This window comes from Maribacter sp. X9, from assembly GCF_048537565.1.
Taxonomy (GTDB): Bacteria; Bacteroidota; Bacteroidia; order Flavobacteriales; family Flavobacteriaceae; genus Maribacter.
In genome coordinates, this window is sequence record NZ_CP183215.1 from 2,322,339 (window position 1) to 2,335,048 (window position 12,710).

A 12,710-nucleotide genomic window follows, 5' to 3' on the forward strand; every position below is an offset into this window, starting at 1 on the left:
CAAAAGAATCGAATAAAATACTATTAACTTTAAAATATATTTATCCTACGGTGAAAACAAAAATAGGAGATTCCGATTCATTACCAATACTATCTTTTGTAATTACTTTCCAATAGTAAGTCTTTCCGGCAGTAACAGGAATACCATTAAATCTAGTTTCATTAATATCGGTTTCGTATAGGGGAGAATCCATGGCTTCACCAAAATATAGGTCATACCCAATAATATCATCGTCAAAGTCCTCTGACTTCCAAACAAGGTTTACGGTAGTACTCGTCTGGGAGATAGATGCTCCTGAAACAGGGGAAACGGCAGAAGCGGGCAATGGAATCGAGGCTTCAAGCCCCGGACCAGCATTGTAAAAATCCCAACTCGCACTCGTTGTATTGACTGTACCTGTTACGTACCAACTATAAGCAATACCACGGTCTAAGGTAATAGCTAATTCTGTATCATTGCTTTCAAAGGTTTCTTCTTTTGAATTTTTGGTAAGATGTACCACGTAAGGTCCATTTTCATTAATGTCCTCCCATCTGAAAACCAATTCACTTTGAGTGTCGGAAACAAGAATACCTTCGGTACATTCAGAGTCTTTTTCGGGAAAAATAAGATTGATCGAAATGTTCTTATCGTCATTGTTCAATACATCTGAGTCTATACCGCAAGACAGAACTAAAGAGCCTGTGATCATGAGGATTAAAATTTTTCTCATGACTTTATGATTTTAAATGATTTATTGATTTTAGCATCTTTTAATCTCAAAAAATAAATTCCGGAAGATAGAGAACTCATATCTAATGTAATAGGAGATTGATTTACTTTATAATTTTCCAGTCTCAGTAAAACTCCGGTTTCACTAAAAACACTGATTTCAATGAATTCCGAAGTTAATGATTTTGTGTCAATCTTAAGGTCGTTCGCTATAGGATTGGGATAGATTAAAATTGCATTTTCTAAAAGAATGGTTTCTTCAAATTTACCTAGGCAAAGTTGATCAGAAACAACTGAAACCGTATTGACCTCTTCATAAAGCTGCAGGTTTATTTCATTGCTATTCGTATGTGTACTTTTTCCATTGATGCTTACCGTGTAGCCTTTACTTCCGCTCATCTTTAAAGAAACACTATTGGTTAAAGAATTCACCTCTAACTGAACGGAAAGAGGATCAGGCTCACTGATTATAATCTTGGAACAATTTTTATAATCGGGGTAGTTTGTTGAGGTTATACACAGCGTATAGGTTCCTTTTTTTAAATTGTCGATTTTTAATAATTCCGAAAATTCGATGGATTCCTCTTTTTCAGGTCCGCTTATAGTTGCACTAAAAGGATCGGTTGTTTTAGATTCGATCAAGATAAATCCATTGTTTGTAGTGATGCACGAAGTTCCTGTCGAGGTAATCTTAAACTGGTCCGCTGGAAAAATCGAAATTGAACATCCATTTTCATCTACCGTTTCTCCCGATGGAGTATTGGGACAATTATCCTTACTATCTAAAATTCCGTCATTATCTGCATCAGCTTCTTTAACGATAATTTGTAAACTTTTAGAACATCCTTCTGCGGTGGTGAAGAGATAGGTTCCAGATTGTTCCGTCTGTATGTTTTCTAGGTTGTACTCTCCATTTATGATCGAACCATTGGGAAGTTTTATCGTAAAAGGAGTATCATTGGATAAAATACTTAGGATCAGCTGGTCCCCTTCTGTAACGGTTATAGCGTTGTTGCCATTAGACCATTCGCCATTTATCTGATATTTCGGGATTATGCTCTCATCTGTACAGAATACGGCTGCCCATGTTGCTATATTACCGACAGAAACGGAACCTGCTGTCGCAAAATTCCCGCCAGCTATCAGTTCGGTATTATTTTTAGTAAACGTGAGAGAATTCACCCTATTATCTACCCCTACCGTTGTATTTGGTCCTAATGCTTGCCAACCTTCATCAGTACTCCAACGGGCAATATTATTCACGATCTTATTGGTGTTTCCATCATCACTTGCTGTCTCAAAGGTTCCCGCTACATATAAATATTCTCCATTGGCTTTTAAACTATTTACATTGCCGCTTAGTCCATTACCGAGCATTTCCCAAAGTTTGGTCGATCGATTATAGCGAGCGATACGATTAACGGTCTGTGAACCCGATACTGTAAAGTTCCCGCCAGCATAAATATAATCAGCATTGGCTTCGATGGCTTGAACGAACCCACTTGTTCCCGGTCCCAGTGCCGACCAATTGACACCATCCCATTGGGCGATACGGGCTGCAGAATTTCCCCCGGCAGTATCAAAGTTACCACCAATATATAAGGTGTTATTTTCATCAAAGGCAATTGCCCTTATTTCATTGTTTGTTCCAGTGATTCCTGTCGATGAGTCGGTCAATGCACCCCATATCCCATTCTTCCATTGGGCGATATTATTGACCGTAATTCCGTTAGCCTCCGTAAAGACTCCACCTACAAATAAGTTACCCATAGAATCGAACGCTATTTTGGAAACAGGGCCATTGGTACCAGTACCCAAAGATGACCAAGAAGTTCCATTCCAAAAAGCAATGTTATTAGCACTAATGCCGCCTATTTGGGAAAATTCTCCAGCAGCATATAGGTTTCCGTTCGGAGCAAGGGCCAGTGAAAAAATAGTGCCGTTGCTGCCTTCTCCAAAAGCTTCCCAAGTACCGTCGTCATTTCTAATGGCTAAGTTAGAGACCCCAATGCTCCCTGCACTTCTAAATGACCCGCCAACATATATTTTGTTATTTTCTGCTTCTATTATTGTTTCTACCGTACCATTGACTCCAGAAGATAGATTCCTCCATTCCCCAACACCATTGACAGGTGTTGTAGTCGGCTCGGCCTTTTCTCCTGTAAGTTTAAAAATTTTAGCTGAAGAACCATATCCTGCAAAATATAATTCCCCTAATTCATCTTCTCCAAATGATGAAATCAATTCACCATTGGTCCTGAATAAGAGCTGGTTGTCGGTACTTCCATTAGCTTCGTTATAACCTAAGGCCCAAACCCTTCCCGATACATAGTCCGCATAAATATATTTATTCTGAAGCACTGAATTTGCCAAACTACCCTGGTAGACATAACCACCTGTAATGGATACGTCACCGTGATCATGGTCATAGAAAAAAATAGGTTTTATGTCAGGTGTTGTAACCAAAGAAGTACCAGATCCAAAACTAGGTTGTGAATTGGCTTCAAATCTGTTCCAGCCATAGTTTCCTCCCTTGGTTATCAAATTTATTTCTTCAAAATCTCCTTGACCCACGTCCGCTCCCCATAGTTTCCCTGTAGCATCAAAAGAGAATTTCCAAGTATTTCGTATGCCCCATGCATATAGTTCATCTAGGCCTGTTTGACCGACCCTTGGATTGTCTGATGGTATTTCGTAATTGCCATTGGGTAAATCTGGGTTGCTTTCTAATGGATTGTTTCCATCTACGTCCACATCGATTCGAAGTAAACTACCAAAAACAGTATTTAGATTTTGTCCATTACCTTGAGGGTCTCCACCACCTCCGCCGTCACCAATAGATATATATAGGTATCCATCGGGGCCAAATGCTATTTTTCCACCGTTATGATTAGAATCACCTTGGTTCTTTGTGAACTGGGCTATAATCGTTTGTGAAGAAGGGTCTAGTGTATTTGGATCTGAACTGTTGACTTTATAGCGCACTATGTTGATCCTGTAATTACTAGGACGGTCTATATAGTAGACGAACACATAGCCATTGGTCGCATAATTTGGATGGAAGGCCATACCCAATAATCCTATTTCTTGACCAGCGCTGTAGGAAACAGTTGATGAAATATCTAAAAAAGTGGTTACTCCTGCGGCCTTTATAGTATTGTTATTTGAAAAAACCTTTATTCTACCGGTTTGTTCTACGATGAACAATTTGTTCGATCCGTCGATAGAGCTTTGGATTTCTACTGGAAAATTAAAAGATACGTTTGGGAAAGCATTCTGATAAGAGACTTGTCCGTTTGCTATGAAAACCAATAAAAAAATAAATGGCAGAATAAATCTTGATGTAGTAATGTTCATGGGGGCTATGGAATTATATTATTCGCAGCCGCAAATATACAATTCCCAAGAGCCATCTGTTTCTCTAAAACTTTAAAAAAATAGTTCTAAAAAATGAAGTTATCGAATAATGGGGTAGTTTATTTAGTTAAGACTAGCTATGATTTTCTTTGAAAGCACTGAACTTGACCAGATGATTCGAGCACAATGTTCCAGATGCCAGAAAATTCTCTCTTCTATTTGATTGCCGGCCAAAAGAGGTCCGGCTATAAAAAAGTTTTCGGTAGCTTGCATATTCTCATCTATTTTGAAACCGATTTTGGACGGATTTGGTTCACAAAGACCCTCTGAAATCAGGGCCTTGAAAAAAGGAGTTAAACCTACTGAAGTCAAATCGACGCTTCCAAGGCAATTGATTACAATATTGAACGTTTCACTTACTTCTTTGAAATTTGAGCCTCCATTTGTTTTGTAAGTCAAACTCAAACCTTCTGAATTTTCATCAAGTTCGATAAAACGACCTTTGATATGCTCAAACCGTTCACGGTGAGATAGCTCGTTCACTACAGAGAGATAATGATTACCAGCGCACCGTTGCCTTCTACCAATTTGGTTCCCGTGGAAGCAAGCAAAATTCAAGAGTTCTTCCTTACTTAATTTAGGTAATAGATCTCCAAACCCTTTAGAAATAATACCTACAGTAGTAGCCGCCCCCAAGCCTTGTTTTTCGGCTTCGTCAATGTCTTTATGTGCTGCTTGGGCAATAGTATCGGCAGTCAATGATTTTTCTTCTAAAAGAGACAATAAATGATTGGCCTTGAAATTTTTAGCTTTAACCGTATCAAATGAACCATCTGGCATTACCCCGTGTGAGGAAAGGGTTTTGAAAGAGGTGTCGAATTCATTCATGGGCAATTTGTCGCAGATTTTATAGATCATTTCCAAACCACTTGCATTCGCCCCAAGAACGGCAATTTTTGTAGGGAGGTTATTTTTTTTACGTTCACGTATAAAGGTAGTGATTTGTGTCATGTTTTCCTCCATTCCAAGTCCGTAAGGCTCTTTGATGTACAATGCGGTTTTCTTATTTTTTAGTTCGGCATCGAACAATTTTTTATAAGGTAACGAACCTACAGAAAGAATCACCTTATCAGTTTTTACCTTGCTATTATCTTCAAATTGAATGGTAAATTCATCATTTTCTTTCGTAATCGCTATTGTTTCTTTTCGAATATATTTAACATGTATTCTATTTTCTTCGACTAATCGCTCAATCCGTTTTTTAACCTCTTGTTCTATATATTCGCCGAAAAAGAATCTTGGAATATATAAATCATCCCATTCGCCTTTTTGGTATAAGGGACTATTTTTATCTACCCATTCTTTCGCATACGAACCTCCACTTTTTATAAATACTTCTGAAAGTTCGTCTATATTTTGGTCAAGCCAATTTTTAAAGTGTGCTCGGTGGGGTTCTGTAATGAAATTTTTTAAATCTTGTATCAGAAGAACTGACTTGCCGGATCTTTCTCCATAAGGCATCCCTTTAAAAAAATCATTGCTCTTGTCAATAATTAGAAGCTCTAATTTTAAATCACTTTTTTCATCAAAATTCTCTAGTAAAGGAATCAAAGTGTAACTGGTGGCAATTCCTGCACCGATAAATGCGATTTTTGTTGACATGATTTATATGTATTAGGGGTGTAAAGTTGCTTAATTATGTTGGAAATTCAATAGCTAATCCACGAAATTTGTTTAAGCTCTTAAATAATCGATAATCTGCCCTTTAATTGTTTAGATTTTACTAATAAAAAAATAAAAGCCTGTAAAACAGGCTTTTATTAGCGGAGGAAGAAGGGATTCGAACCCTCGAAGGCGTTAACCTTACGTACAAATAAATTGTACGTTGCAATAAGCCACTCTGCCATTCCTCCAATTTCAGCATTTAAAACGTGTTTATTTATTAAATATTGTAAGGGGACTAAATTTTTAACGTCTAGTGCTTTCATTTTGCTCATTGCTTAAAGTACATTTGCGCCATTGATATTAATCGTTTTTAAACACCTTTTGAACGAGATTAATCTTACAAGACAGGTAATTGCGTTTTTTTTGTAAGCTGAAATAGTATCCTGTCGATTTTTACTACATTATGATGAAAAAAAAATACGAACAAAAAGGGAAATCCCTTAAAAATTTATTCTTAACTATTGGTATTGTTGGGGCTACGGCATTAATTACGGGGTTTGGTCCTATGTTTTTTGGACCCGGCATGACCGCTCCGGAGCCTTTTAATTTAACGGTGAATACTTCTTTTCCTGGAGGTGGGGTGAGTAGCCCTGCCTACGAACCCGCATTTCCTAATCTCACTTTTGATTCTCCCATCACCTTTAATCCCTTACCTCACGACAATAAGATAATTATCGGGCAATTAAATGGTGAAATTTATTCTGTAGAGGACGATAATGCAACGGCACAAAAAACACTGGTTGTAAATTGGTCAGCTGAAGTAGGGGATCGTAATGAAGGGGCCGTTTGGGATGGTGGTTTTTTGGGCTTGGCAATACACCCTGAATTTGGCGTGGATCCTGAAAAGAATTTTATGTTTGTGTATTATACTACTAATGCCACAAATAATAATCTAGGAGATCCACAAGACTTCAGTTGTAGTGTTGAAGTATACAGTGGAAATTATCTGGTGTTGGCACGTTTTCGCGTAAATCCAACGACCATGAAATATGTTCAGGGGAGTCGTGAGACAATGATTCAACGAGAACTGTACAATACTACCCACCGTGGCGGGGGTATGACTTTTGGACTTGACGGCTTTTTGTACGTTTCCACAGGGGACCAGGCCACTTACGCCAATGCCCAGGATGTTGAGAACAATCTAGACGGTGGGGTGTTGCGTCTCGATGTAGATATGGTAGGTGGTACCACTAGTCATATTCCCAGAAGGTTTTTACAGGACCCCGGAGTGGGGAACACCCATCCTGATTCTGACGGTCAGGAAATGTCAGGGGCTTACTATTTCATTCCAAATGATAATGCTTTCAATGATCCTGCAGGAAACATTTTTGAAGAATATTATACCATCGGGCACCGAAGCCCACATCGTTTAACCATGGATTCAGCTACCGGTGATTTATATATAGGAGAGGTTGGAGAAGGTACGCATGAAGAAATTAATGTTCTCAAAAACAATTCCGCTACCGCTGGAAACAATTACGGTTGGCCCTTCAAAGAAGGGAATGAGGGCTTCACCATACCCGAAAGAGCAGGGACCCCTTGCACGGCAAGCCCTTATCCTGACGCGGCAACGGTTGTCTACACAGCTCCCTTGACGGATTTCATTAGAGACGAGGCATGGTCTATCATCGGGGGCTATGTTTACCATGGTTCCATAGCTCAATACCAAAACCGTTATATTGCAGGAGACTATATTACCAACCAATTATTTGCTATAGATACCCAGAGCGGGGCAAAGGAAAACTTGGGCGTTGGCCCTGGTGAAATCATTTCTTTTGGGCAAGATAGTAGTGGAGAGCTTTATATGCTTAGGCTCGGTAATCATGGTGATAGTGGAATTTTTAAGTTAAAGGAATCTTTCGATATCAATTCTGCACCCCCTCTACTTTCGCAAACAGGAGTTTTTAAGGTTGGAAATAATAATGACTTTTCGGATATAGCGGAATTGAGTGTAAACGAAGGTTTTATTCCCTATGAGATGATTGAATCATTTTGGTCGGATGGAGCCATCAAGACCCGTTGGATGGCCATTCCTAATAATGGCGCCCATGATACTCCGGCAGAAAAGATACAATGGTCTGAAAATGGAGATTGGCAATTCCCCATCGGTTCTGTTTTGGTCAAACAATTTGATTTTCCTATTGATGAAAATAACCCTCCGAATACACGCAAAATCGAGACCCGTTTTTCAATAAAGGGTACGGATGGAAAATTTTACTTTCTTACCTATAAATGGAATGATGCCGAGACAGATGCAACGCTCGTGGACATGGCTACTGGTGCTACTGCAAGTTTCAATGTAGTTAGGGCAGGGGTTCAAGAAACCGTAGATTGGTTATATCCGTCAAATGCGCAATGTATAAACTGTCATAATCCGGCTTTGGGCGGTACCTTGGGACCTAGAACCCGTAATTTGAACAGTGATTTTGATTATGAGGATAAAGGGGGAACCATAGGGAACCAATTGGTCACCTTGAGTTCTTTAGGTATTTTAAGCGAAGACATCACTGATAACGACACTCCAGGTTATCTTACACATAAGGCTATTGATGACCTAAACGCTAGTTTGGATGAAAGAGCTCGTTCCTATTTGGATAACAACTGTGCCTATTGTCATCAACCGGCTACTGGTAATAGAGGGGATTTTGATTTAAGACTCTTTAATACATTATCACAGACAGGACTTTATAATGCTGGAATAAACCAGTCGATACCGGCTATGGCTCCTGATCAACAGATTGTTTATCCAGGAGATGCTTCTAAATCGCAATTGTATCATAGGGCTAATAGTATAGCCGAGGGTATTAAGATGCCACCTTTAGCCAAAGGTATTGTGGATACGGAAGGAGTACAACTTATAGAAGAATGGATTAACCAGTTGCAGCCACCCGCACCGGCTCCCGTAGAAGGGATCTATAGAATTGTAAATCGAGCTTCTGGGCAAACCTTGCAGGTCCCTGATGCCAGTACAGCAGACATGGCCAATATCGCTGAAGGCGGTTATATAGGTCTTGAATATCAAAATTTTATGTTAGAGAATGCTTTTGGTGGTTATCACCAGCTGAAAGCTGTACATAGTGACAAATATCTTGATGTGGCTTCAGCCTCTATGGTCAATGGTGCCAACATTTGGCAGTATACCGGTAACGGTACGGATGCCCAACTTTGGGAAATATTGGACGCAGGTGATGATACGTACCGTATAGTGAGCAAGCTCAGTGGATATGCTTTGGGTACTGAACCTAATGGGAACGTGGTAGTGGCAGCTGACAATGGTAGCGATATTTTTAGATGGCAGTTCTTACCGATAGATTCACCACTTGATTTAGGAATAACAGCAGAGGAAGAACCGTTGGTGACTTCTGAGGATGGAACTTCCGATGAGATTAGTATCGTATTGGATGGTCCGCCAACAAGTGATGTCACCCTTTTATTGAATGGAATCAACAATCCCGATGAATTTTCACTATTAGATACAGAGGTCGTTTTTACCCCTGCTAACTGGAATATTCCTCAAAGTGTTGAAATTAAAGGAGTAAATGACAATGACGTGGACGGGGTACAATATTACACCGTTGAAATAAGCGTTGATGTAACACGAAGTGACCCTTTATATACTGGATTTACGACAACTATAGAAGGTTATAATTCTGACGATGATGGTGGTGGCGTTGGCCCACCGGCCTTGGGCATTTATAGGATTTTCAATTATGCTAGTGGCGAGACCCTACAGGTTCCAGATGGTAGTATTCAAGATATGGCCAATATTACCGAGTCCGCCTACCAAGGACTGGACAATCAGCATTTTGAATTGGAATATGTCGGAAATCAAATTTATAAGTTAAGCGTGGTCCACAGCGGCAAATATTTAGATGTAGCCCAAGGCGGCAACCAGGCTGGAGTCAATGTATGGCAGTACGAGGATAACGATGGGGATTCTGATGCACAATTCTGGCGTATCGCGGATGCCGGCGATGGTACCTTCCATTTGGTGAGCGAAGCCGGGGGCAAATATTTGGGTACGGAACCTAATGGAAATGTAATTGTGAGGACATCTGACGGTAGTGATACTATTCGATGGAAATTTGAGCAACCTAGCGGTCCTTTAAATTTAGGTCTAACGGTGAACCCAGAACTTGTGGTGGTTTCAGAAGATGGAAAGACGGATTCAATTACCGTGGTGTTAGATGGGGCTCCATCACAAGACGTAGTACTCACACTTACAGCATTGAACAATGCTGATGAGTTTCGTCTTGATCCGCAGGAATTGACATTTACGGTTGAAAATTGGGATAAGCCTCAAGAGGTTATGGTATCGGGTGTTGATGAATCGGAAATAGATGGGGTTCAATATTTTGACATAGAGATTGCCGTAGATGGAGCAAGAAGCGACCCGGCTTATGTTGGTTTTTATACAATTATTGAAGGCTACAATTCTGACGATGATGGAGGAGGAGTAGGTGCTCCTGTTAATGGAATTTATAGGGTGGTAAATAGAGCAAGTGGTGAAACCCTACAAGTTCCCGATGCTAGCCTTTTAGACGAAGCCAATATTGCTGAAGGTACTTATGGAAATTTGGATAACCAACATTTTGCTTTAGAATATGTGGGAAATACTTTATATTCTTTAAGGGCCGTTCACAGTAGCCGATATTTGGACGTCTCTGGAGCTTCTATAGCTGTCGGAGCCAATATTTGGCAATATGAAGGCAATGGCAGCGACGCTCAATTATGGCAGATTGTAGATGCCGGTGATGGTACGTTCTATTTAATTAGTGAACTCAGCGGACATTATTTGGGAACTGAACCTGATGGAAATGTAATTGTTAAATTGAATGATGGCAGTGATTCCATTCGATGGGAATTTAGGTTTACGGGATATCCGCCAACGGCCGTGGCGAGCAGTGACGTAACGCAAGGGGACGCCCCCTTGGAGGTCGCGTTCTCGAGTGCGGGTTCCACAGACGATGTCCTTATAGAGGAGTACCAGTGGGACTTTGGGGACGGGAGCGTACAGTCCACGGAGGAGAATCCGGTACACACCTTCACCACTGCGGGCAGTTACACCGTAACCTTGACCGGTAACGGTAAACGCGGTGAACGCGGCCCCGATGGGGGTATGTTGACCGATACCGACACCTTGACCATAACGGTAAATGCGGTGAACGCGGCCCCGACGGCCGTGGCGAGCAGTGACGTAACGCAAGGGGACGCCCCTTTGGAGGTCGCGTTCTCGAGTGCGGGTTCCACGGACGATGTCCTTATAAAGGAGTACCAGTGGGACTTTGGGGACGGCAGCGCATCGTCCACGGAGGAGAATCCGGTACACACCTTCACCACTGCGGGCAGTTACACCGTAACCTTGACGGTAACCGATGGGGGTATGTTGACCGATACCGACACCTTGACCATTACGGTAAACGCGGTGAACGCGGCCCCGACGGCCGTGGCGAGCAGTGACGTAACGCAAGGGGATGCCCCCTTGGAGGTCGCGTTCTCGAGTGCGGGTTCCACGGACGATGTCCTTATAAAGGAGTACCAGTGGGACTTTGGGGACGGCAGCGCATCGTCCACGGAGGAGAATCCGGTACACACCTTCACCACTGCGGGCAGTTACACCGTAACCTTGACGGTAACCGATGGGGGTATGTTGACCGATACCGACACCTTGACCATTACGGTAAACGCGGTCGACGGAGCCCCGACGGCCGTGGCGAGCAGTGACGTAACGCAAGGGGATGCCCCCTTGGAGGTCGCGTTCTCGAGTGCGGGTTCCACGGACGATGTCCTTATAAAGGAGTACCGTTGGGACTTTGGGGACGGCAGCGCATCGTCCACGGAGGAGAATCCGGTACACACCTTCACCACTGCGGGCAGTTACACCGTAACCTTGACGGTAACCGATGGGGGTATGTTGACCGATACCGACACCTTGACCATTACGGTAAACGCGGTCGACGGAGCCCCGACGGCCGTGGCGAGCAGTGACGTAACGCAAGGGGATGCCCCCTTGGAGGTCGCGTTCTCGAGTGCGGGTTCGACGGACGATGTCCTTATAAAGGAGTACCGTTGGGACTTTGGGGACGGGAGCGCATCGTCCACGGAGGAGAATCCGGTACACACCTTCACCACGGCGGGCAGTTACACCGTAACCTTGACGGTAACCGATGCGGATATGTTGACCGATACCGACACCTTGACCATAACGGTAAATGCGGTGAACGCGGCCCCGACGGCCGTGGCCACCTCCGATGTAACGGAGATCGGGGTTGACGGGGAAGTCTCATTTACAGGAGAGGCTTCTACGGACGAGGATGTGCTGACCTACCTATGGGATTTCGGTGACGGCGTTACTGCTACAGAGGCGAACCCGAAGCATACCTTTACTGTTGCAGGAACGTATGAGGTAAGATTAACGGTGACGGATACCGGTGGATTGACTAATGAGACAAGTATTTCTATTGAAGTTATAGATAATGGACCTAATTCTTTAGATGAATTAGAGATAGTTATTGCTCCAAACCCTACTTCTGAATATGCTAATGTTTATATAAATAATAGTTTTGAGAAAGAAACGGTCGTTGGTTTTACGGTTCATGACATGGGAGGAAGATTGATTCATATGTTTATGGAATCTGAAGCGTATAGTGAACAAGGTATTTATAGGATTCCTTTGTATGGTTTAAGAGATGGATCATATGTTATTACTATTATGTTTGAATCCTCAGAACCAATTAGTAAGCGTATAATCGTAAGAAATTAATTATCAATTTTAAGTAATTATAGAAGGCCAATATTTATATTGGCCTTTTTTATTGAACGCTCAATTTTATATTTCGGTAATAAGTCTAGGATATCCCCTTGGTATGATTTAATGCTCCTAATCGAACAAAATATCGGTTTTGTCGATTTCTAAA

General features: G+C 41.8%; 4 protein-coding genes. 1 reads left to right on the top strand and 3 read right to left on the bottom strand.

Annotated elements, in window-relative coordinates; translation table 11 throughout:
• Positions 1 to 40: 40 nt before the first annotated feature.
• The 3 genes from ACNR9Q_RS09965 to ACNR9Q_RS09975 all read right to left on the bottom strand — a co-directional run bounded on the left by ACNR9Q_RS09965 (position 41) and on the right by ACNR9Q_RS09975 (position 5,730).
• The gene (locus ACNR9Q_RS09965) at positions 41 to 712 is read right to left on the bottom strand and encodes a hypothetical protein (RefSeq protein ID WP_419211068.1); all 672 of its coding nucleotides are present in this window, start codon (positions 710 to 712) and stop codon (positions 41 to 43) included.
• On the bottom strand, positions 709 to 4,068 hold the full coding sequence (locus ACNR9Q_RS09970; RefSeq protein WP_419211069.1) for a PQQ-dependent sugar dehydrogenase: 3,360 nt from the start codon (positions 4,066 to 4,068) through the stop codon (positions 709 to 711). The genes ACNR9Q_RS09965 and ACNR9Q_RS09970 overlap by 4 nt, the downstream gene beginning before the upstream one ends.
• A gap of 123 nt (positions 4,069 to 4,191) precedes the next feature.
• On the bottom strand, positions 4,192 to 5,730 hold the full coding sequence (locus tag ACNR9Q_RS09975) for an FAD/NAD(P)-binding protein (protein ID WP_419211070.1): 1,539 nt from the start codon (positions 5,728 to 5,730) through the stop codon (positions 4,192 to 4,194).
• 466 nt (positions 5,731 to 6,196) lie between these two features.
• On the opposite strand from ACNR9Q_RS09975, the gene ACNR9Q_RS09980 reads away from it, so the two are divergent.
• Positions 6,197 to 12,556 (top strand): PKD domain-containing protein, encoded by a 6,360-nt coding sequence (locus ACNR9Q_RS09980; RefSeq protein ID WP_419211071.1) that lies wholly within the window; start codon positions 6,197 to 6,199, stop codon positions 12,554 to 12,556.
• The last annotated feature ends 154 nt before the right edge of the window (positions 12,557 to 12,710 follow it).